Source organism: Ruegeria sp. ABM4_193, assembly GCF_056158705.1.
The window spans coordinates 2,025,725-2,047,531 of record NZ_JBSWTT010000001.1 but is presented as its reverse complement, the minus strand read 5'-3'; the positions used below and the strand labels follow the sequence as shown (position 1 = coordinate 2,047,531).

Below are 21,807 nucleotides of genomic sequence, written 5' to 3'. Positions count from 1 at the left end.
TCAGTTCAGGCTGGCACCGGTTGGGGTTTTCTGCAGCAGATCCCCCCAGTCGGTACGATAGGCCATTTCGGCCAACACGGTCTCGGGCAGAAACTCCTGATTTTGACGGATCTGCCAACCGCCGCCTAAACCTTTGTAAACCGCGACCAGATTGCTGGACACTTGCTGACGCGCTTCGATCAGATTGGCTTGTGAGCGTAACAACGCGGTTTGCGTGTTCAGAATACGCGAATAGCTGGCGATGCCGTCCGTGTACTGACTGACCGCAATCTCAGCTGCCTTGCGCGAAGCGTCGACGCTTTGCTGATAGAATCCAACCTGTTTACGTGCCTGCGTATAGGCGACCATGGCGCTTTCAACCTCGGAATACGCGGTCAAAACGGTGTTCTGGTAATTGGCGATCAGAGCTTGATAGGCAGCATCCTGTGCGCGGACATTGTTCTTGATGCGGCCATAGTTTAGCACGTTCCAGACGACGCCAGCGCTGGCCAGGCCGGTGGTGCTGTTGCCGCTGAACAGGTCGCGCCCGCCCGAAGCCTGTAGGCCAATCGAGCCGGACAGCACGAATTGCGGATACAGATCCGCCATCGCGATGCCCACCTGCGCCGATTGCGTCGCAGCAGCCAGTTCCGCGGCCCGCACATCCGGGCGGCGGCGCAGAAGTTCGGCGGGTACACCCACAGCCACATTTGTCCGCGCGGACGGGATGCGGCCCGAGTTCCCCAACAAGCTGGTCATCCGGGACGGCGTGACACCCAGCAGCACGGCCAGGGCATTCTTGGTTTGTTGCAGGTCACTTTCCAGCTCGGGCACCAAAGCTTTGGTGTTGTTGAGAAGTGCGGTAGACTCCTGCACGTCCAACTCGGTGGTGACACCGTTGTTGAAACGCAATTGGGTCAGGTCCGCAGAGTCTTGCTGCAACTTGATGTTTTCGCGGGCGACTGCCAAAGATTCCTGTAACGCGCGGATATTGACGTACAAAGCAGCCACATCCCCGGTCAGTGTCACCAACGCGTCGTCGTAATTGGCCACCTGAAGTGCCAGATTGGACCGCGCGGCCTGCACCCCGCGCCGCTGTGCGCCCCAGACGTCCAACTCCCACTGGGCATCGAAACCGACTTGCGAAGTTGAAAATTCCGTATCTAGTGGGATGATGCGGTTGATATCGGCAATGGGTCCAAGATTGTCGCTTATCTGCCGTCGCTGCAACGACCCGCCAATGGCTTGGGATTGCGGGTAAAGCTCACCAAATGCGATGCCCAACTGTGCACGGGCCTGCAACACGCGTGCCCCCGCGACCTGAAGGGTCAGGTTTTGCGCGTAAGCTTCTGCAATCAGCCTGTTGAGGGTGGGGTCATTGAACGTCTCCCACCATTTCACCACGGGTGCGCTGCGCGATGTCAGGCCGCTTTGGCCGGTGCTGGGGTTGTTCACTTCGATCCATTGCTTCACGACCGGAGAGTTCGGGCGCACGAAATCCGGTCCCACTGGTGCGCAAGCCACCAGAGTAGCAGCGCAAAGGGCAGTTCCCAGAAACCGGCGGAGTGTCATAGCGCGCATCCTCAGATATCCAGCGGTCGGATGAAGTTGGCGAAGGAATAGAGGCGGATGTTGATGCGCCTCAGGAATTCAAAGCTTTTTCCCATGCCCGTGTAAATTGCCACGGCAGCGTGGCCACCTGCGGGGAAAGTATGCCCCTCAGGTAAATCGACCGTGATCTGTACAGCGATCCGACCGGGCAGTTTGGGCAATTCAAAACCGGGCAGGCGCCCAGACGGGATGTACTGTCCTTGCCTTGTCGCCCACCAGATCGCCTCGACTTTGCCGGTCAGGATTTCACCGGGGTAAAGGTCAAGCGCCACTTCAACCTCTTGCCCCGGCTCAACAAACTTCAGGTTCTGCTGGCGGAATGTGGCAAGGAGATAGGGGTTGTCCTCGGTTACAAAACTGGCAATCGCGCCCAAACGAATATCACCAACGACAAGCCCAGGACGGGCCTGCTGCGAGACGATCATTCCGTTTTCAGGTGCATAAATCGTTGTGTTTTCGAGGAAATACTCAGCTTCTGAGAGCTGCGCCTGGGCCTGAAGAATGCCGGTGTTCACACCGTCGATCTGCGATTCCAGCGCCAGCTGTGCCTTGTTCAGATTGGCCTCGGCCTGTTTCACGCCGGCTTGATCTTCGGCGACTTGCTCGTTCCAACGGTCCAGCTCGTCCTGTCGTGCGCCGCCGGCAGGTACCAGGTTCTCGTACCGGGCCTGTTCCGTTATGGCATAGGCCAGTTGCGCATTCGCCCGCTCAACAGCTTCGGTTTTGGCGATGACATCCTGTTCCAGAATTTTCGCGTTCTGCTCGGCCGCGACCAGTTGCGCCTTGGCATTGTCCACCGCCAGCGAAAACACCGTGTCATCGAAACGATACAGCGGGTCACCCTTGGTCACTTGAGTGTTCGGCTCAACCAGCACCTCGGTCAAAATTGTGGGCTGCGTCAGTTTAGGTACGATCTGTATCGTTGAACGCACCACATGGCTGTCTGCCGAAAAAGGCTGAAAGAAGCGCAAAGCCACAAGAAAGATCAGCAGCAGGTGTGCACCCACCCAGAACGAGACGATGCCCCAGGCAATGTTGAATTTCAGCAATTCCAGCTTGAAGAAAATGAGCCAGACAAAAATGATGTAGAAAAGAGTGATGCCAAGGGCGACGAACATAGGTCTTGCTTTCCTTCGGTCTTAGCCTTGCTGGGTATCGTCTGTGTCCAGACGATCCTGGTATTCCGGCTTTACCTTGCCGCCCAGACGTTTGATTTCATCGCGAATGGCGTCTTTCTCTTCGTCCGGACCACGGCGCATGTCGACGGTGACACCATCGTGAAACGCCCACATAAAGGCGTGAACCCAAGGCACAACAGCCAGAAATCCCATCCATCCCATGATCTTGACAGCTTCTGCGTGCGGGTGATTGCGTTTGATCGCGATCCGTCCCGGAAGCCCCATGAGGAACAAGAAAACTGCCATCACTGCTGCAAGCAGCAGGATCAATGCCACAAATGTCAGGTAGTCGTAATAGCCCAAAGGCTGGCCCAATAGTCCCATGTTGCCTCCTGCCGGGGTGCGGGTCCCGCTGGTTGTTTTCTGGGGATCGGTCGGCGTGTTTTGGTACCGGGCTTGGCAGAAAAACCTGACTCGGGTGCATCACCGCCCAGGCTCCCCATCCCTGCAATGATCACTTTGTGGTGATACTGTCAGGCCAATACCCGTCTGGCAAGAACAGGTCGGGAAAAGACACGGATAAATTACGTCAATCGGCAATGTGCAGCGCCGTATTCCAGTCTACGCATTTTTGACCAAGTTCGTGGGGCAGGTGCTTATCGGTATAGAAACTGTCGATCTCGCTGAGCGAGGCGATCCGAGCCGGAGCAGAGCGTTGGAATTTTGATTGATCAGCGACCAAACAGGTACGACGCGCCTGTGCGATAATGGTTTGGCTGACCTGAACCTCCTGAAAATCGAAATCCAGAAGATCACCGTCGCTATCTAGGGCCGAGCATCCGATAACGGCCAGATCGAACTTGAATTGCCGGATCGTCGAGACGGTCAAATTTCCGATCAACCCGCCGTCAGCCCGTCGAAGCACGCCACCTGCCATCACGATTTCGCAGTCTGGGTTTTCAATCAGAATGTTGGCGACATTCATATTGTTCGTCACGACCATCAGGTTCTTGTGGTTCAGCAGTTGCCGTGCCACGGCCTCGGTCGATGTGCCGATATTCATGAAGATCGACGCCCCATCCGGAATATCCAGGGCGCAGGCTTTCGCGATGCTGGTTTTGGCATCCGCATTCAGGGCACGGCGGTCTTCATAACCGATATTTGAGACGCCAGACCGCAAAACTGCACCGCCGTGGACCCGGTCAAGCTTGCCCGCATCCGCCAGCTCCGTCAGATCGCGTCGGATCGTTTGAACAGTAACGCCAAATCGTTCGGCTAGCCCCTCAACGGTGACGCGCCCCTCAGAGCTGGCAATTTCCAGAATGTCGGATTGGCGAAAGGAAAGAGACATAGGGCGGGTCCAAGGTAATGCGTTCTTTCGTTTTTGTTCTTTTGGGTGAAATTGGCAAGAAGCGCTGCGTATTTTTCATATCAGCATTGCAAAAAGAAAATAAACGAACATAAACATTGACCATACGAAGAACATTCTGGCTAATGCGCCTGATCATGCCTGGCGGGGAATCATTGGACATGCAGTCGACAAAAGACCAGATCACAGACCTTTTCATCATCGGCGGCGGAATCAATGGCTGCGGTATCGCCCGAGACGCCGCTGGTCGGGGACTTTCAGTGGCGCTGGCGGAAATGAACGATCTGGCATCGGCTACGTCTTCGGCCTCGACCAAGCTGTTTCACGGCGGGTTGCGGTATCTGGAGTATTTTGAAATCCGACTGGTGCGCGAAGCGCTGATCGAGCGTGAAACCCTGCTGCGGGCCATGCCGCACATCAGCTGGCCGATGCGCTTTGTGTTGCCCTATCACAAAGATATGCGGTTCGATTCCGAGACGCCAACATCGCGTTTGCTCAGCACGGTGATGCCATGGATGCGGGGGCGGCGTCCGGCATGGCTGATCCGGTTGGGGTTGTTCTTGTACGATAATCTGGGTGGGCGCAAAATTTTGCCCGGAACCAAGTCTCTGAACTTGCACTCGACGCCGGAAGGGGCCCCGCTGCAGGACAAGTTCGAGACGGCCTATGAGTATTCCGATTGTTGGATCGAAGATTCCCGTCTGGTGGTCCTGAATGCGCGGGATGCTGAGGCGCGCGGCGCACAGATCATGGTGCGGACCGAGGTGATCTCGGCCGAGCGTGTGGGAGATTTGTGGGAAGTGACCGTGCGGGACCGCGACAGCGACCAGACCCGTGTGATCAAGGCGAAAATGCTGATCAACGCGGGCGGTCCGTGGGTTGGCGACATCATCCAGACCAAGATCCGTGTGAACTCGCGCGAGGGTGTTCGGTTGGTACGCGGCAGCCATATCGTGACGCCCAAATTGTACGATCACGACAAGTGCTATTTCTTTCAGGGTGAAGATGGCCGCATCATCTTTGCCATTCCATATGAGCAGGATTTTACCCTGATTGGAACAACCGATCAGGATCATCCGGACCCTTCCACCAAGCCGGTTTGTACCGAGGCCGAGCAGGAGTATCTCTGCGCCTTCGCGTCGAAGTATTTCAAACGCGCCGTGACCCGCGATGATGTTGTTTGGACCTATTCCGGTGTGCGTCCTCTGTATGACGATGGGGCCAGCAGCGCCACTGCAGCGACGCGTGATTATACGTTGAAGGTCGATGCGCAGGGTGGGGCACCCGTTTTGAACGTGTTTGGCGGTAAAATCACCACCTACCGCAGGCTTGCTGAAAGCGCGCTGGAGAAGGTGGCCGAGTTCTTTCCTAATCTGCCTGGTCCCTGGACAGCAGGTATCGCTTTGCCCGGTGGAGACTTTCCAGTTGATGCCGTCGACACTCTAAAAAGCGACCTTCTTGCAAAGTATCCGTTCCTCACCGCCGCTTGGGCCGCACGCTTGATCCGCGCATACGGCACTGAGGCGCGTGATGTTCTAGCTGGTGCAAAACAGGCCACCGATCTGGGCGAAGACTTTGGCGCAACCTTGACTGCACAAGAGGTCGCTTGGCTGATGGACAAGGAATATGCGCGCACCGCCGATGACATTGTATGGCGGCGCAACAAGCTGGGTCTTCGTCTGAACAAGGATCAGATAGCGCGGATCGATGAATGGATGGCTGAGCGTCGCGCCGCGTGACAGGGGTCGTAAGACCCTTGGCGGTGGACTCCTGTTGTGTTAGCCCTTGGAGACGGTCGGCAGACACCGAGGCGCCGCTGCTCTGGTTCAGAGTGCTAAACCTGCCTGTGAGACATAATTGACATCGCAACACTCAGGGCGTTGCTTCGTCAGGTCAGCGGCCAACGAATGCGCAGAACGCCCGATGTGGATGTGTGATGAGCAAAACGCCAGTCCCTTTACATATTGATGATCTGACCCCGTTCGTTCGAACCTTGTCCAGCCAGCTAGGAGCCGCCAGCCCATCGCACCTGACGCTGATGAACATGGTCGCGCGCGCAGCCGGGTTTCAGAATGTGCAGCATATGCGGGCCGACAGTGCCGCCAGCCGCAGGCTGCAGAACCGGTCCGATCCGCCGGCGCCGAATGCCCGGTTGGTTGAACGAACGCTTCATCTGTTCGACACAGAGGGCAGGTTGAGGCAGTGGCCTTCGAAGCGTTCGGTGCAAACCCTTTCGCTTTGGGCGCTCTGGGCTGCTGTACCGACAGGCAAGACTTTGCATGAGGCCGAGGTTAACGCGTGTCTCAATGCCGAGCATTGTTTTGACGATCCGGCAACTTTGCGCCGCACGATGATTTCCTGCGGGTTGCTGACGCGGCGCAAGGACGGATCAGAGTATCGCAGGGTCGAACAAGAACCACCCGTCGACGCAAAACAGGTGATCCACGACATCGCTAGACGTCGGCGCGAAAGATCCCAGTAATAAAAAAGCCCCGCGGTTGCTGCGGGGCTTTTTGGATCATGCGGCGGTTTCGGACGGGCCGGGATCGTTTTTACTGCCTTTCAACCACTCTCGCATGCTTTGCATCAACGCGTAGAGAACTGGCACCACGATGACACCCACCACGGTTGCAGCCAGCATGCCGCCAAAAACGGCAACACCAATCGCCTTTTGGCTGGCGGCACCCGCGCCGTTTGCAGCCAAAAGGGGAACAACACCCAGCAGGAATGACAAGGCTGTCATCATCACAGCCCGGAACCGCTGGAAAGCGGCCTCTGCTGCGGCATCTTTGATCGACAAGCCGTTGGCGCGTTGCTCCATCGCAAATTCAACGATCAGAATACCGTTTTTCGACGCAAGTCCCACAAGCATGATCATCCCGATCTGCGTGTAGAGGTTGATGTCACTGCCGACAATCGCCACGGCTGCCACGGCCCCGAACAGGGCTACAACAACGGAAAGAAGGATCGAAACAGGCATCGTCCAGCTTTCGTATTGTCCGACCAGGAACAGGTATCCAAACAGGATCGCAAGCCCGAGGATGATGATCACCAAACTGCCCGAGGCCAGCTGTTGCTGCGCCGTGCCGGTCCATTCGAACGCATAGCCGGGGGGCAGGGCGGTTGCAGATTCTTCCGTCATCACCGTGATGGCGTCGCCACTGGACAGACCGGGCGCGGGCACTGCCGTTACCGTCGCCGAGCGGAACAGGTTGTGGCGTTTCAGAAGAACCGGGCCCAGCACGTTTTCCACATCAATCAGCGTACCCAGCGGAACCATGTCGCCCTTTTGAGACCGGACATACAGGTTGGCAATGTCTTCGACATTGTCCCGATAAGTGCCGTCCGCCTGAATCATCACACGGTAAACGCGACCAAACAGGTTGAAGTCGTTGACATAGTAGGACCCCAACTGCGCCTGCATCGTCTGGAAAACCTCGGCTACTGAAACGTCCAGCGTCTTGGCTTTTTCTCGATCAAGATCGACAAAAAGCTGCGGAACGTTGGCGCGGAACGTGGTGTAGGCTTGCCCAATCTCGGGCCTCTGGTTCGCAGCGTATACGAATGACCCTACGGCCGAGGCCAGATCCTGCGGTGAGCCACCGCCGGTCTGCTGTACCTCCATCTCGACACCCGCCGACATGCCCAGACCTTGAATGGGCGGCGGGTTGAAGGCCACGATCGACGCCGCAGATTCGGCGTTGGCGATGGCGAGGACCTTGGCCAGAATTGCATCCGCGCTCAGGTCTTCTTCCTGACGGTCCGCCCAGTTATCGAGGTTCACAAAGATCGCGGCACCGTTGGTGATTGTGCCGTTCAAAAGCGAGAACCCGTTGACCAGAACTGTGCTGGCCACTCCGGGGATTTCTCGTATCTGATCGTCCAGACGCGCCGTCACAGTTTCCGTCCGTTCCAGAGTGGCGGCGTCGGGCAGTTGAACGTCAACAAAGAGATAGCCGTTATCTTCAAGCGGGATAAACCCGGCCGATGTATTCGACATGATCGTGCCGGTGCCCAGACCCAGACCGACGACGATGGCCAAAGCGATGGCAGGAAACACCAGCAGCTTACGCACAATCGCCACATAGCCGTTTCGAACCGTGCCGATAAAGCCTTCGAACACAGCCAGCAGCCCTTTGGGCGGGCCTGAACGTTCCCGCAGAACCAGACCACACAAGGCAGGCGAAAGCGTCAGCGCGTTGATGGACGAAATCACAACTGCGGTCGAAATGGTGACGGCGAACTGCGAATACAGTCGTCCAGAGATGCCGGGCATAAAGGTCACCGGCACAAACACAGCCAGCAGAACCAGTGTGGTTGCAATGACCGGGCCGGTGATTTGGCCCATCGCCTTGCGGGTTGCTTCGGCAGGAGGCAGCCCTTCGTCTGCGATGATACGTTCAACGTTTTCGACCACAACGATGGCGTCATCCACCACAATGCCGATGGCCAGCACCAGCGCGAACAGCGAAATCGTGTTCAGCGACATGCCAAAGGCCAGTAGGAACGCAAATGTCCCGATCAGTGACACCGGGATGGCGACCGCGGGGATGACCGTTGCGCGCCAACTGCCCAGAAATACAAACACAACCGAGATCACAAGGATGAAAGTCAGGATCAGGGTCGATACAACGTCGTTCAGAGATGCCTCGACAAAGTCGGTGGTGTTGAACGGCACTTCATATTCCACGTCTGTCGGGAACGCACGGGACAGGCGTTCCAACTCTGCCTGCACACGCTCGGACACCGCCAGCGCGTTTGCACCAGGCGCTTGGTAGATGCCGATCACCGTGGCCGGAACCGCCTGGAAATAGCCTGAGGCCGAATAGAATTGCGCCCCAAGTTCCGTCCGGGCGATGTCCTTGACGCGTACGATGGCGCCGTCAGCCCCGGTACGGATGACAATGTCCGCGAACTCATCCGCTGACGTCAGGCGACCCTTGGATTTGATTGTATATTGAAACGTTTGCCCTTCAGGCACCGGAGGAGAACCGATGGATCCCGCAGACACTTCGATGTTTTGCTCGCGGATCGCGTTGATGACGTCGCCCGGTGTGATGGACAGGGCTGCCATCTTGTCCGGGTCCATCCATATCCGCATGGCGTATTCCAGGTTGGTCAGGACGTCCGCCTTACCCACGCCCTGCACACGCGCCAGCGCGTCACGCAGGTTGATTGAGGCATAGTTTGACAAAAACACGCTGTCATAGGTGCCGTTGGGCGAGGTCAGCGTGACCAGCATCAGCATGTTGGTCGACGATTTCTGCGTGACCACACCCGATGACGTCACCTCGGTCGGCAACGACGACATCGCCTGCGCAACGCGGTTTTGAACGTTCACCGACGCGATATCAGGGTCGGTGCCGACCTCGAATGTGACGTTCAGCGAGTAAGATCCATTGTCCGAAGACGTGGACGTCATATAGATCATGTCGTCCACACCGTTGACCTGCGCTTCGATTGGAGCGGCGACGGTGTTTTCAACAGTTTCGGCGTTGGCGCCGGTATAAGTGGTTGTAACGCTGACGACCGGTGGCGTGATATCAGGGAACTGCGCGACAGGCAGAACCATATAGCCGATGCCGCCCATGATGGTCAGCACCAACGAAATGACAAGCGCCAGCTTTGGCCGGCTGATGAACAGGGCTGAGAACATCAGTTATTCTCCCGGCTGCTCAGAGGCTACGACCGCGTCTACGGCCACGCCGGGGCGGACCCGCTGCAGGCCCTCGACAATCACACTTTCGCCTTCACGCAAACCGTCGGTCACGATGATCGCAGTGCCAACCGTGTCGCCGGTGGTGATATAGCGTTGCTCGACCATCTGTTGGTCGTTGACCACCAGAACAAACTCACCCCGCTGATCGCGTTGCAACGCGGCCTGAGGAACCAGTACCTGCAAGGTGGGTTCCAGCGCTTCGATCTGAACGTTCACAAAGGCACCATCCAGGATCAGACGCGCGGTATTGTCGAATTGCGCCCGGACCGTGATAGCGCCCGTTAACGGATCGATGCGGTTGTCGACGAACACAATCCGGCCAACCTCATCCAACTCGGTACCATTGGGCAGAATGACATGCACATTGGGACTCTGCGAGCTTTCCGCCAATGAGGCGGAACTTTCGCCGTATGTTTGCAAAACCGACGTAAACAGCTTTTCGTTCAGTGAAAAGTTCACGTAGATCGGCGTTTCACTCACGATATTGACCAGCGGCGGATTTGTTGGCCCCACAACGTCACCCACGCTGGTGGTGATGCTGCCGATGCGCCCATCGAACGGTGCATGGATTTGCGTATAGCTCAGGTCCAGTTCAGCCTGCTGGATCGCTGCGTTTGCGGCTTTGACTTCGGCCTCAGCTACCAGTTCGTTGGCGCGGGCAATGTCGCGTTCCGATTCCGGTGTGGCGTCGCGCTTATACAGCTCTTCCTTCCGGGCCAGATCGACCTTGGCCAACTCAAGATTTGCTTCAGCCCGGTTCAGATCGGCCTTGCGGGCTTCAAGCGTGGCCTCATAGAGGTCGGGCTCAATCGTGAACAGAAGATCACCTTCCTTGACGGTTGCGCCATCCTCGACCTCGCGGCTGTTAAGAAACCCGTTTACGCGGGCAACAATATCGACGTTGTTGATCGCTTCGGCGCGTCCGATAAAGGTGGCTTCGTCGGTAATCTCTTCAGTGTAAGCTGCCGAAATCGACACTTTCGGAGGCGCGCTTTCTTCCTGGGCGGCGAGTGGAGACGCCAATCCCACAGACAACAGCACAATCGCTGCGGCCAATGGCCTGCTGGTCCGGGTGGAAGAAAAAAGTGCTGGGGACATGGCGAAAGCCTCGTGCGTGACGGTAAGAAATAATGCCGGGCACACCGCGTTGGAGGCCCGAGTCGGAAGAACTTGGTATCAGGATGACTTTTTTAACTTGGTTTCTCAAGCGCGATGACACGGGAAACGGCTGGAGGCAGCACAAATTATTTCAGCGCTTTGGCTGGTTTAGAAGTTCACTTTGCTTTCGTTCGCAAACAAAACGGGGGCCGTATGGCCCCCGAGGATTGCTTGCAATGAAAGAGGATCAGGTACGCGTACCTGCAAATTTTTCCTGCCAGTCTTCTCGTTGCTCGTCGGTGATTTTCGCGAATAGAACATCTGGCACAGTAAATGCGTGACCAGCAGGCAGAGCGTCTAATGCGGCGGCCACATCTTCGGGCCAGCCTGTGTCCAGTGTATTCATCGCGCTGAGCATAAGGGCGGATGTGTCCGGTACGAACGGCGCACTGAGCACAGCGTAAAGACGGATCAGGTTCAGTCCCAGTCGCACCTGAGCGGCGGCCTGTTCAGGGTTTTCTTTGAACGTCGACCATGGGGCCGCAGCTTGAAGATATTCATTGCCCGCAACCCAAATCGCCCGCAATTCCTGTGCGGATTTGCGAACTTCCATCGCTTCCATATAGCCTTCATAGGCGCGGATGCGGCGGGTCAACTCGTCGATCAGGGCGATTTCGCGTTCACCATAGCTGCCGCCTTCCGGTACAGCTTCGCCAAACTTCGAACGGCAGAACTTGGTGATGCGACTGACAAAGTTACCCAAAACATCAGCCAGGTCCTTGTTCACCGATTGCTGGAAATTTTCCCAGGTGAACTCACTGTCGCTGCTTTCGGGCGCATGGCTCAGCAGCCACCAGCGCCAATAGTCAGCGGGCAGGATCTCAAGCGCCTGATCCATGAATACACCGCGCCCCTGGCTGGTCGAGAACTGGCCGCCATCATAGTTCAGGTAGTTGAAAGACTTGATGTAATCGACCAGCTTCCAGCGCTCGGACGATCCGGTGTCTTCATTGTGCGAATTTGTGCCCAGGATGGTGGCTGGGAAAGACAAGGTGTGGAAGGGCACGTTGTCCTTGCCCATGAATTGCACATAACGCACGTCATCCGCGCCCTTGTCGGTGCGCCACCAGCGCTCCCAGTCGGCATCGGTTCGGCCGCTGGCATCCGCCCATTCCTTGGCGCAGGCGATGTATTCGATGGGGGCGTCGAACCAGACATAGAAGACCTTGCCTTCCATGCCGGGCCAGTCCTGATCTCCTTTTTTGACCGGAACCCCCCAGTCCAGATCGCGGGTGATGCCCCGGTCTTGAAGACCGTCGCCGTCATGTAGCCATTTCTTGGCAATCGATGTGGTCAGGACCGGCCAATCGGTCTTGCTGTCGATCCACGCGTCCAGTTGATCCTTCATCGCCGACTGGCGCAGATAAAGATGCTTAGTTTCGCGCACTTCCAGATCGGTCGAGCCGGAAATGGCCGAGCGTGGCTCAATCAGATCGGTCGGATCCAATTGCTTGGTGCAGTTCTCGCACTGATCGCCGCGTGCGCGGTCGTACCCGCAGTTGGGGCAGGTGCCTTCGATATAGCGGTCGGGCAGAAACCGACCATCTGCGTTGGAATAAACCTGTTTCTCGCTGACCTCTCGGATCAGGCCGGCGTCGTCCAGCTTGCCTGCGAAATGCTGGGTCAGGCGTTTGTTTTGTTCGCTGGACGAGCGGCCAAAGTGATCGAAGCTGAGGCCGAACCGGTTGGCGATATCGGCCTGAACCGCGTACATGTCAGCGCAATATTCGGCCACGGGCTTACCGGCTTTGGCCGCCGCGAGTTCCGCGGGCGTGCCGTGTTCATCTGTGGCGCACAGGAACATGACCTCATTCCCCCGGCCACGCTGGTAGCGTGCGTACAGGTCGGCTGGCAATTGCGAGCCGATCAGATTGCCGAGGTGCTTGATCCCGTTGATGTAAGGGATCGCCGAGGTGATGAGAATCCGAGCCATTTTGCGTGTCCACGTAACTGTCTGCGCGCTCGTCTACCTTATGTAACCCGCCAGCAAAAGGCCGGGTTTTGCGTGGATGTCCTGAAATGCCACGATCCGGTCAAAAAACGCTTTATCAATTGAATAGCGATTGCAGGTCAACAGATGTCCACACTACCCATAGGTTGAAAACAGAATCACGATCTCTTGTATTTTTATTACGACTACCCATATTGATTGTATACAAAAGTATACAAAAACGAGAGCATATTGCTAATGTTCGACTTCCTGCTTGAGGGTGCATTCGTGCCCTTTACCATGGCGCTTGCGCTGCTGTTTGGCCTGCTGGCCCTAGAGCTGATCGCTCTGGTGCTGGGTGGAAGCCTGCTGGCAGGCGAGGGCGAGGTCGATCTGGATGCTGTGGACGTCCCGGATCTGGATGTCGCAGACTTCGATCTCGACATAGATGCCGACATTGAATTGGGCGAGTTTGAACTTGCCGAGATTGAGACGGACGTGCCTGATGCCGCCGCTGCCGGGCCGATGGCTTGGTTGGGGATTGGCAAAGTGCCCTTCATGATCTGGCTTGTTGTGTTGCTGGCGGGTTTTGGTCTGTCGGGCATCGGCCTGCAATTGGCGCTGCGTGATTTGTTGGGCTTTGATCTGCCAAGCTGGATGGCCGCAATCCCGGCAGGTGCGTTTGGTCTGTGGTTCGCACGTGGCTTTGGAGCCGTGTTCGCCCGCCTGTTGCCGAAGACCGAGACTGAGGCGATGTCCGAACGGATGCTGGCCCGCCGTCGCGGAGTGATCTCACAAGGAACGGCGTCTCGTGGCCGCCCTGCCGAGGTGCGCGTGATGGACCGGTTCGGAAACACCCATCACCTGCGCGCCGAGCCGCTGCAAGACAAAGACATCCTTGAGCAAGGCACCGACGTGTTGGTGCTGCGCGACAGACGGCGCGACCGGTTCGTTCTGGTCGGCTTGTCGGACTAACCAAATTACCAACTCTTAAATCGGAGGATTTTGCATGGAAGTTTCATTCCTGGCGATTACGGTCGTCACCATTCTGGCCGTCCTGTTATTCATGGGCCTTGTCCTTGGCCGCCTTTATAAACGCGCGACCCGCGAAGTGAGCCTGGTGAAAACCGGGGCGGGCGGTAAAAAAGTCATCATGGATGGCGGTGTGGTCATTGTGCCGTTGCTGCACGAGGTCAGCCCTGTGAACATGAAAACCCTGCGCCTTGAAGTGCAGCGCAGCGGTGAAGCCGCGCTGATCACTCAGGACCGCATGCGCGTGGATGTGGGCGTCGAGTTCTACGTCTCGGTCATGGCGACTGAAGAAGACATCGCGCGCGCCGCACAGACGCTGGGCTCACGCACCTTTGACGTCGAACAGCTGCGCGAGATGATCGAAGGTAAACTGATCGACGGTTTGCGTGCCGTGGCCGCGCAGATGACTATGGACGGGCTGCACGAGAACCGCGCTGACTTCGTGCAAGAGGTGCAGAATGCGGTGTCCGAAGACCTGTTGAAGAACGGCCTGTCGCTGGAATCCGTGTCGCTGACTGCGCTTGACCAGACACCGTTCGAAGCACTGGACGAGAATAACGCCTTTAACGCTGTGGGTATGCGCAAACTGGCCGAGGTGATTGCAGCCTCGAAAAAAGAGCGTGCGCAGATTGATGCGGATGCCGAGGTTGAAGTGCGTCGCGCCGCGATGGAGGCCGAGCGTCAGAAACTGCTGATCGAGCAGGACGAGGCACAGGCGCGGATCGAACAAACTCAGAAGGTCGAAACCCTGCGCGTGGCTCAAGAGGCCGAGATTGCGGCGCGGACCGAAGACTTGGTGCGCGAAACCGAACGTGCCCGGATCGCCCGTGAAGAAGCCATCCGCGGGGCCGAGATCGAGCGCGAGCGCAAGATCCGCGATGCTGAGATTGCGAAAGAACGTGAGATCGAAGTGGCCGAGCAGGAGCGTCAGATCATCATCGCGCAGAAATCCGAAGAGGAAAGCCGTGCGCGTGCATCTGCGGACCTCGCCCGGGCCGAGGCGACAAAGGCGACCGAGGCCGTCGTGACCGCCCGCGAAGTGGCCGAAGCTGAACGCCAGAAGCAGATCGTATTGATCGAAGCGACGCGCGAAGCGGAACGTCAGGCGACTGCGATCCGACTGGCCGCGCAGGCCGAGAAAGAGGCCGCCGCCGACCGTGCCGAAGCGCGTCGTGAAGAAGCACAGGCCGAAGCAGATGCGTTGAACATCCGTGCCGAGGCGAAGAAAAACGACATGCTGGCCGAAGCGGAAGGTAAGCGCGCCATTGTTGAAGCCGACAATGCCTTGTCCGCGGCGCAGATGCGTATGAAAGTCGATATGGCGCGGATTGAGACGATGCCGTCGATCATCTCGGAAATGGTGAAACCGGCCGAAAAGATCGACTCGATCAAAATCCATCAGGTTGGTGGGATCGGTGCCGGTGCTTCAGGCGGTGGAGCGGCCAACAGCGACAAGCCGGTGGTCAATCAAGCGCTGGATTCGATCATGGGCATGGCTGTGCAGATGCCCGCGCTCAAGAAACTGGGCGAGGAGCTGGGCCTGTCGATGGAAAACGGTGTCGGCGGAGTAGTGAACGGCGCGCTAGAGGCGACGCCTGAACCAGCAGACACGGTCGAGATTGTCGAGGAAGAGACGTCGCCGACTCAGTAAAAACGAACAAAGAACAAATGGGCCGGGAATTTCCCGGCCCTTATTTATTCTTCCCGAGAGCGTTTCAACAGGCGCCCGACGGTAAAGGATGTACGCGGAGCGTAGACATAGTTTGTCCGCTCTTCCGGCGTCGGGCGAGTGCGCATCCGTGCAAGACCAAATATGATCAACCCCAGATGTCCGACGGCCACAAAGGCAAACAAAGCGCCGGGGCCGAACTGCTCGATCAGTGTCGAGGAAATATAGGGCGATGCAATTGCGCCCAAGGCGTACCAGAACATCAGGGCCGCAGACAGTTCGACCCGTTCTTCACTGGTGGCAAAGTCATTTGCGTGGGCCGAAGACAGCGAAAAGATCGGAAAGGTCGTCAGGCCAAAGAACCCGGCGGCCAGCATCACCCCAAGTGTCCCGGTCCCGCTTGCAGCCATCGTGAACCCGCAGCTCAGTACAGCGGCGGCAGACAACCAGATCAGAACCCAGCGTCGATCATATTTGTCGGCCAGCCAGCCCAGAGGGTACTGCGCCAGTGCCCCGCCCAAAACAAATGAGGCAAGGAAGAACGCGATCTGGTCCACGCCCAGACCGACTTCTTGCCCGTAGACTGGACCAACCATGCGGAAGGACGCAGAGCTGAGCGCCGAGACGATCACGCCGGCCACAGCCAGTGGGGAACATGCCCATGCAAGCTTGGGCCGCAGCCGCTGCGTGTTCGGCGTTTGCGGTTGGCTGGCACGTGTCAGGGTCAGGGGCAGCAGCGAGGCACAGCATAGGATCGCCAACAGGTTGTAGGACACGTAAGAGGCAGGCGGCAGTACCGCGATCATCAACTGTGCGCCCAGCGAGGCACCGAGATCTACAAGCCGATAGGTCCCCATGGCCCGGCCGCGCGTTTCATTTGTGACCTTGGCGTTCAGCCACGCTTCGATCACGGTGTAGCATCCTGCAATACAGGTACCCGATGCGATCCTGAGAACCGCCCAGATATAGGGATTGTCTGTCAGGGTGTGACCGATCAATCCCATCGCGCCCAAGGCGGTGCAGACCGCAAAAGCACGAGAATGGCCGACACTGCCCATCAGGCGCGGCGCCCACCAGCACCCGACAAAAAAGCCGATAAAATGAGCTGACCCCAGCAGACCGATCTGCTCGGTCGTGAATTCCAGCGTGATTCCGGAAATAGCATCGAGCGGACCAACCCCGCCCGTCGACAGCTGCAACAGAATGGCCGAAAGAAAAAGGGCGGCAAAGGAAATGATCGTGCGCATAGTGATCTCAGATTGGCGTCGTTGCCGCACAATGCGCGCATCTATTCGACTTTATCGAGTCGTTTTTTGCGCTTTGTTAGTTAACGCGCACGGCTGATCTCGGCATGGATGTCCAGACCGACGTTGTCGCGAACCAGATCAGGATAGCCTGACGCGCCAAAGTCATGCCGGTTGAGGGCTCCGGTCAGGCCGATGGACAATGTGTTCAGATCGTCTGCCGCTGTGCCTGCCTGCCGATATAGATTGGCGTTCAGCGTGATCGGCCGCGTTACGCCTCGTACGGTCAGGTCCCCCGTAATGCGGGCCCCGTCCGAGATGCGCCCCTGTTCGCCAAGCTCAATTTTCGTTGAGACAAACCGGATCGTTGGGTGCTGTTTGGCATCCAGTACACTTGGGCTGAGCATGGGCATTCGGGCAAAAGGCAACCGCGTTCTGGCCTTGCTGACGTCCAGCACAACCGAGACTTGACTGTTCTGCAGTTGGCGCATGTCGATGTTAACATCGGCGGATCGGATTGGCATGGATCCCGACTGCATTACGCCCGACAGATTGAAGCTGAAGCCGACCCTGGTGTCTGTTGTCGACAGAACGTAGGGGCTGAGCGTCGCGTGCGACGGTCGGGCAATGGGCAGGGACGCCAGCCCGGCAAGGAAAATGCGTCGGTTCATTACTGTCATGCCCGAAGGCTAGGGCGTGCACTGTGACCGGCCAATCAAACATTGCGTGATCGCGGCTTTTTCAGGCCGGGGCTTCGTTGGTCGCGATGCGCTTGAGGTGCAAGCCGGACCGGGCGGCGGTCATGGTGGCCTGCCATGTGACCGGGGGCAGGGCACGGGCGCGGCGGCGGGTCAGGGTCCAGCGCCGGGCCTCGCCCTGATGGGCGGCAGCCATGTGCCAGCGTGTCTCGACCCCTTGCGCGCCACCGTCACCAGGTGTCAGCAGCAGGCCAAGCGGAGCCCGCCCCATCGTGCCGCCCTGTTCGGCGGCCAGATGCATCCGGCGCACCGGTGTCAGACCCGGCGCGCCCGGCAGGTCGCCGATGATCAACGGGATCGCCCCGCTGCGCAGCGCCTCTTCCATGCACCACAACAGATCTTCGGCGCGGGTGGGGCGGACAAAGATGAACCGGGCTGGATCGGCAAAGGGCATCATCCCGTCCGAGTTCAGCTGACCAGGCTCCCACGCGGGCGAGATCCACAGCACGGGCCCCTGCGCCTGACTGGCCAGCCACACGGCAAAGCTGCGCCGGGCAGGACCACATGCCTCGTGCACGCGGCCCAGTTGCAGGGTGATTTGACTATGTAGGTTCAACCCCGGAGCAGCGCGCGCGGGTTTTTGATCAAGAAGATGAGCCGCCATGCAGGCAGGTTAGCATGTTCTCATTTTGTTCTCAATGATCGAATGCAGCCCTGAAAGGGTCAGCGCGACAGGATCATGCGCCCGTTTGCGAATTGGATGTTGGAAAATCGATGAAGGTAATCCATCCCCAGCAAGGACTTGTGCAGCTCGCCCTCATTAACCCAGGCAGATACGTTTTGATCGGTGATGGGGCCGACGGTCAGAGTTTCAAGCCGGACCGGGGCGGTGCGCACCTCACCGTTGGCGGTCAGGGCGCGTCCAAAGTAATTCAGTTGATCCGGGTCGATACCTGCACGTTTCGCGTCCTGTGCGCTCAGGACAATTTGGCTGGCACCGGTGTCGACAAGAAAGTTGATCGGCTCGCCATTCACCAGAACGGGCAGATAATAGTGGCCATCATATGCGCGGGGTACCTCAATCGTTTCGCCAGTAACCGTCATCTGCGGAGCAGGGCTAACCGTTGAACGGATATCTTCCCAAAGACCAATAATCGCGATGACGCCGACGAAAATGAACACCCAGGCCATCACCTGTTGCAACGTCTTGTTCAGGGACTGTCGATTGTACGAGATGAACCAGAACACCAGCACTGTGCCAAGTATGACCAGATACACCAGTTGTCCAAAGCTGCCGCCATCCATGTGGTTCACCCCACCAAAGTTACGTGCTGTTTATATGGGGGTTTAAGATGCAAAACCAAAGGCCTTTAGGCCATCCAGAATGAACTGCACCGACAAAGCCGCCAGCAGCATCCCCAGCAACCGGGTCAGCACATTCAACCCGGTTTTGCCCAGAATACGTGCGATCAGACCGCCTGACAGGAAGAAGATCAAAACGACGGCCATAACGGCCAGCATCACCAAGATTGCCTCGGCGATGCCCAGAAACCCCGGGTGCTGACCGGCCAGAAGGATGATCGTCGCAATCGACCCGGGCCCAGCCACCAAAGGAATGGCCAAAGGAAAAACAGACGGATCGGGGTGTTCTTCTTCTTCGGCCCGATCCTCGCGCCGTTTGGTGCGCCGTTCGAACAGCATGTCCAGCGCGGTCAGGAACAGCAGCGCGCCGCCTGCAACTTTGAACGCCTCCATCGAGATGCCGACAAAGCCCAGAACCGCCTCACCAAAGGCTGCAAAGGCGATCAGGATGCCCGAGGCCACAGCACAGGTGCGATAGGCCGTCATGCGACGCGTGCGGGCATCCATACCCTGCGTCATCGCGACAAAAATCGGAGTTGTGCCAAACGGATCGATGACCACGAATAACGTCGTAAACGCGGTGATGAAGAAAGCAAGGTCGATCATCCCGCAGCCTCCTGTTGCAGGTCTTTCAAAACAGCCAAAGCCTTTTCAGCCAAGGTGCTGGGAACGTACACGTGGTCATGGTGATACCCGGCAACCATGTTTGCCGGAATGTTGTTTTCCGCAAGGGCGGTCGAAACGGCAGCGGTCAGGCCCACCCCCTCAAGCGACGAATGAACCTGCAGAGTGATGCGGCGCATGGGCACCGCGTCTTCCGGTGCGGCGCCAACGGGGATGATCAGCGACAGACCTTCGGCTTCGATGCAGCTTGCCCGTGTGCCTTCGGGCCAGGCTTCCTCTTGTGGCCAGACAACAAACGCAAATTCGCCCGGCTGAAGCGCGGGGCGCATGCCTGCAATCATGGCGTTGGTTTCAACGACAGGCTTCATCATGCCACGTTTTCTGCCTGTTCCAGCCGTTCTGCCGCAGCAACCCATAGTGCCTCGGCCTTTTGCATCGCCTCGGTCACTTCCGCGAATTTGCGGTTCCAGGTTTCCAGATCGTTGATCTTGTCGTCTTCATACAAAGCCGGGTCCGACAGTTTGGCCGATAGTTTGTCATGCATATCCGTCAGCTTTTCGATCCGATCCTCGCATTTGCGCAAATCGGCCCGCAAGGCCAGCATAGCCTCGCGCGAGGGGCGTTTGGGCTTGCTGACTTGCGGCTTTTCTTTGACCGGTTTGTCCCGTGCCAGCAACAGAGAGCGGTACGCTTCAAGGTCGCCGTCGAAGGGCTTGACTGTCCCGTCCGAGACCAACCAAAGCCGGTCCGCGACAAGGCTTAGAAGGTGCATGTCGTGGCTGACTAACACGACTGCACCGGAATAGGCGGTCAGTGCTTCGACCAGAGCCTCGCGGCTTTCGATATCAAGGTGGTTGGTCGGTTCATCCAGGATCAGCATATGCGGCGCATCAATCGTGGCGATCAGCAGCGACAGGCGCGCTTTTTGGCCACCGGACAGACGACCAACCTCGGTTTCGGCCTGATCCGCGTTCAGTCCAAATCCAGCCAGCCGAGAGCGCCACTTGCCCGGCGCTTCGTCAGGACGCAGACGGCGCAGGTGGTCCAATGGCGTTTCGTCCACATAAAGCTCATCCACTTGATGCTGTGCGAAATAGCCGATGCGCAGCTTGTTGGAACGGCTCATCTTGCCCGCCATCAGGGGCAGGCGGTCGGACAAAAGCTTGGACAAGGTTGATTTGCCCTGACCGTTCTTGCCCAACAGGGCAATCCGGTCATCCTGGTCAATCCGCAGGTTCAGGCGGCGCAGAACCTCAGTCTCGCCATAGCCTGTCACACCACCTTCGATCTGGATGATCGGCGGCGACAGTTCCTCGGGCTCGGGGAAGGAAAACGCGCGCAGGGCGGCCTCTTGCGGGGTCGAGACCAGTTGAATGCGCTCGATCATCTTCAGGCGGGATTGGGCCTGAACGGCCTTGGACGCCTTATAGCGGAAGCGATCCACGAAGCTTTGCAAATGCGCAATACGGGCTTTGGCCTTGGCGTTCTCGGATTCCGCCTGCGCCAGACGTTCGGCGCGACGCTCGGCGAATTTGTCATAAGGCACCGCGTAATAGGTCAGCTTGCGGTCTTCCAAATGCAGGATCGAGCTGACAGCACGGTTCAACAGCCCTCGGTCGTGGCTGATGATGATCACCGTGTGCGGATACTTGGCCAAATAGCTTTCCAGCCACAACGCGCCTTCAAGGTCCAGATAGTTGGTTGGTTCGTCCAGCAACAGCAGATCAGGCTGTGAGAACAACACGGCCGCCAGTGCGACACGCATTCGCCAGCCGCCCGAAAAACCCGAACAGGGCTTTAGCTGGTCTTCATCGTCAAAACCCAAGCCCTTGAGGATTGAGGCTGCACGCGCCTCGGCCGACCAAGCGTCGATATCGGCAAGGCGGGTCTGGATCTCGGCAATCCGCGCAGGGTCTTCGGCGCTGTCGGCTTCGGCCATCAAAGCGCTGCATTCCGTATCGGCGGCAAGAACCGTGTTGATCAGCGAGACATCGGACGAGGGCACTTCTTGCGCGACACCGCCGATCCGCGCGCGTTTGGGGACCGCGATATTGCCCGATTCCAGCGCCAGTTCCCCTCGGATCAGGCGGAACAGGGTGGTCTTTCCGGTGCCATTACGGCCCACAAGGCCAACCTTGTGCCCGTCTGGAATGGTTGCGCTTGCGCCGTCAAATAAAGGGCGGCCTTCAACGGCATAGGTGATGTCTTCGATCCGTAACATGGGCCGCTCTTAGCAGAGGCGTGATGCCGCCGCCAGCGGCTTGGCATGTTCAAGCGTCATGCAATGTGTTAGC

Annotated in this window: 18 protein-coding genes; 4 read left to right on the top strand and 14 right to left on the bottom strand. The window is 58.0% G+C overall.

The features are described 5' to 3' along the window. From ACXADZ_RS10225 to ACXADZ_RS10210, 4 genes are all read right to left on the bottom strand, one after another. Window positions 1-1,551, bottom strand: a complete 1,551-nt coding sequence (locus ACXADZ_RS10225; RefSeq protein ID WP_253746386.1) for an efflux transporter outer membrane subunit — start codon at window positions 1,549-1,551, stop codon at window positions 1-3. A gap of 11 nt (window positions 1,552-1,562) precedes the next feature. Next, window positions 1,563-2,708: an HlyD family secretion protein gene (locus ACXADZ_RS10220; RefSeq protein ID WP_171668072.1), complete on the bottom strand. Its 1,146-nt coding sequence runs from the start codon at window positions 2,706-2,708 to the stop codon at window positions 1,563-1,565. A gap of 21 nt (window positions 2,709-2,729) precedes the next feature. Further along, window positions 2,730-3,092: a DUF3302 domain-containing protein gene (locus ACXADZ_RS10215; RefSeq protein ID WP_171182848.1), complete on the bottom strand. Its 363-nt coding sequence runs from the start codon at window positions 3,090-3,092 to the stop codon at window positions 2,730-2,732. Between the two features lie 205 nt (window positions 3,093-3,297). Then, entirely contained in the window at window positions 3,298-4,059 is a 762-nt protein-coding gene (locus ACXADZ_RS10210; RefSeq protein ID WP_171089564.1) for a DeoR/GlpR family DNA-binding transcription regulator, read from the bottom strand. Between the two features lie 179 nt (window positions 4,060-4,238). On the opposite strand from ACXADZ_RS10210, the gene glpD reads away from it, so the two are divergent. Together glpD and ACXADZ_RS10200 are read left to right on the top strand one after the other, a co-directional pair. Then, window positions 4,239-5,816 (top strand): glycerol-3-phosphate dehydrogenase, encoded by a 1,578-nt coding sequence (gene glpD / locus ACXADZ_RS10205; protein WP_475195909.1) that lies wholly within the window; start codon window positions 4,239-4,241, stop codon window positions 5,814-5,816. Between the two features lie 197 nt (window positions 5,817-6,013). Continuing rightward, complete coding sequence (locus tag ACXADZ_RS10200) at window positions 6,014-6,559, top strand: DUF2087 domain-containing protein (protein ID WP_475195907.1); 546 nt, start codon at window positions 6,014-6,016, stop codon at window positions 6,557-6,559. A 36-nt stretch (window positions 6,560-6,595) separates the two neighbouring features. Here the strand turns inward: ACXADZ_RS10200 and ACXADZ_RS10195 are convergent, their stop codons facing one another. From ACXADZ_RS10195 to metG, 3 genes are all read right to left on the bottom strand, one after another. Continuing rightward, entirely contained in the window at window positions 6,596-9,733 is a 3,138-nt protein-coding gene (locus ACXADZ_RS10195; RefSeq protein ID WP_171668075.1) for an efflux RND transporter permease subunit, read from the bottom strand. A gap of 3 nt (window positions 9,734-9,736) precedes the next feature. After that, window positions 9,737-10,894: an efflux RND transporter periplasmic adaptor subunit gene (locus ACXADZ_RS10190; protein ID WP_171089570.1), complete on the bottom strand. Its 1,158-nt coding sequence runs from the start codon at window positions 10,892-10,894 to the stop codon at window positions 9,737-9,739. A 247-nt stretch (window positions 10,895-11,141) separates the two neighbouring features. Next, the gene (gene metG, locus ACXADZ_RS10185; protein ID WP_475195901.1) at window positions 11,142-12,887 is read right to left on the bottom strand and encodes a methionine--tRNA ligase; all 1,746 of its coding nucleotides are present in this window, start codon (window positions 12,885-12,887) and stop codon (window positions 11,142-11,144) included. A 255-nt stretch (window positions 12,888-13,142) separates the two neighbouring features. On the opposite strand from metG, the gene ACXADZ_RS10180 reads away from it, so the two are divergent. Continuing rightward, entirely contained in the window at window positions 13,143-13,859 is a 717-nt protein-coding gene (locus ACXADZ_RS10180) for an OB-fold-containig protein (protein WP_475195899.1), read from the top strand. Window positions 13,860-13,893: 34 nt separating this feature from the next. Continuing rightward, a complete protein-coding gene (locus tag ACXADZ_RS10175) occupies window positions 13,894-15,567 on the top strand; it encodes a flotillin family protein (protein WP_475195896.1) in 1,674 nt (557 codons plus the stop codon). Between the two features lie 44 nt (window positions 15,568-15,611). On the opposite strand, the gene ACXADZ_RS10170 is transcribed toward ACXADZ_RS10175, so the two are convergent. From ACXADZ_RS10170 to ACXADZ_RS10140, 7 genes are all read right to left on the bottom strand, one after another. Further along, window positions 15,612-16,832 carry an MFS transporter gene (locus ACXADZ_RS10170; protein WP_171089579.1) on the bottom strand — a complete coding sequence of 407 codons (1,221 nt, stop codon included), beginning with the start codon at window positions 16,830-16,832 and terminating at the stop codon, window positions 15,612-15,614. A gap of 80 nt (window positions 16,833-16,912) precedes the next feature. Beyond that, window positions 16,913-17,500 (bottom strand): YceI family protein, encoded by a 588-nt coding sequence (locus ACXADZ_RS10165; protein ID WP_475195892.1) that lies wholly within the window; start codon window positions 17,498-17,500, stop codon window positions 16,913-16,915. Between the two features lie 70 nt (window positions 17,501-17,570). Continuing rightward, entirely contained in the window at window positions 17,571-18,191 is a 621-nt protein-coding gene (locus ACXADZ_RS10160) for an ImuA family protein (protein ID WP_475195889.1), read from the bottom strand. A gap of 59 nt (window positions 18,192-18,250) precedes the next feature. Further along, window positions 18,251-18,832 carry a retropepsin-like aspartic protease family protein gene (locus ACXADZ_RS10155; protein ID WP_171182865.1) on the bottom strand — a complete coding sequence of 194 codons (582 nt, stop codon included), beginning with the start codon at window positions 18,830-18,832 and terminating at the stop codon, window positions 18,251-18,253. 42 nt (window positions 18,833-18,874) lie between these two features. Then, entirely contained in the window at window positions 18,875-19,495 is a 621-nt protein-coding gene (locus tag ACXADZ_RS10150; protein ID WP_171089588.1) for a MarC family protein, read from the bottom strand. Then, entirely contained in the window at window positions 19,492-19,884 is a 393-nt protein-coding gene (locus tag ACXADZ_RS10145) for an ACT domain-containing protein (protein ID WP_475195886.1), read from the bottom strand. Before ACXADZ_RS10145 ends, ACXADZ_RS10150 begins: the two co-directional genes overlap by 4 nt. Further along, a complete protein-coding gene (locus ACXADZ_RS10140; protein WP_475195884.1) occupies window positions 19,881-21,734 on the bottom strand; it encodes an ABC-F family ATP-binding cassette domain-containing protein in 1,854 nt (617 codons plus the stop codon). The genes ACXADZ_RS10145 and ACXADZ_RS10140 overlap by 4 nt, the downstream gene beginning before the upstream one ends. Window positions 21,735-21,807 lie beyond the last annotated feature (73 nt).

Coding starts and splice junctions, on each gene's coding strand:
- ACXADZ_RS10170 (WP_171089579.1), bottom strand. CDS start 16,832: ATGCGCACGATCATTTCCTTTGCCGCCCTTTTTCTTTCGGCCATTCTG.
- ACXADZ_RS10215 (WP_171182848.1), bottom strand. CDS start 3,092: ATGGGACTATTGGGCCAGCCTTTGGGCTATTACGACTACCTGACATTT.
- ACXADZ_RS10190 (WP_171089570.1), bottom strand. CDS start 10,894: ATGTCCCCAGCACTTTTTTCTTCCACCCGGACCAGCAGGCCATTGGCC.
- ACXADZ_RS10175 (WP_475195896.1), top strand. CDS start 13,894: ATGGAAGTTTCATTCCTGGCGATTACGGTCGTCACCATTCTGGCCGTC.
- ACXADZ_RS10210 (WP_171089564.1), bottom strand. CDS start 4,059: ATGTCTCTTTCCTTTCGCCAATCCGACATTCTGGAAATTGCCAGCTCT.
- ACXADZ_RS10165 (WP_475195892.1), bottom strand. CDS start 17,500: ATGAACCGACGCATTTTCCTTGCCGGGCTGGCGTCCCTGCCCATTGCC.
- ACXADZ_RS10195 (WP_171668075.1), bottom strand. CDS start 9,733: ATGTTCTCAGCCCTGTTCATCAGCCGGCCAAAGCTGGCGCTTGTCATT.
- ACXADZ_RS10160 (WP_475195889.1), bottom strand. CDS start 18,191: ATGGCGGCTCATCTTCTTGATCAAAAACCCGCGCGCGCTGCTCCGGGG.
- ACXADZ_RS10200 (WP_475195907.1), top strand. CDS start 6,014: ATGAGCAAAACGCCAGTCCCTTTACATATTGATGATCTGACCCCGTTC.
- metG (WP_475195901.1), bottom strand. CDS start 12,887: ATGGCTCGGATTCTCATCACCTCGGCGATCCCTTACATCAACGGGATC.
- ACXADZ_RS10140 (WP_475195884.1), bottom strand. CDS start 21,734: ATGTTACGGATCGAAGACATCACCTATGCCGTTGAAGGCCGCCCTTTA.
- ACXADZ_RS10150 (WP_171089588.1), bottom strand. CDS start 19,495: ATGATCGACCTTGCTTTCTTCATCACCGCGTTTACGACGTTATTCGTG.
- glpD (WP_475195909.1), top strand. CDS start 4,239: ATGCAGTCGACAAAAGACCAGATCACAGACCTTTTCATCATCGGCGGC.
- ACXADZ_RS10180 (WP_475195899.1), top strand. CDS start 13,143: ATGTTCGACTTCCTGCTTGAGGGTGCATTCGTGCCCTTTACCATGGCG.
- ACXADZ_RS10225 (WP_253746386.1), bottom strand. CDS start 1,551: ATGACACTCCGCCGGTTTCTGGGAACTGCCCTTTGCGCTGCTACTCTG.
- ACXADZ_RS10155 (WP_171182865.1), bottom strand. CDS start 18,832: ATGGATGGCGGCAGCTTTGGACAACTGGTGTATCTGGTCATACTTGGC.
- ACXADZ_RS10145 (WP_475195886.1), bottom strand. CDS start 19,884: ATGATGAAGCCTGTCGTTGAAACCAACGCCATGATTGCAGGCATGCGC.
- ACXADZ_RS10220 (WP_171668072.1), bottom strand. CDS start 2,708: ATGTTCGTCGCCCTTGGCATCACTCTTTTCTACATCATTTTTGTCTGG.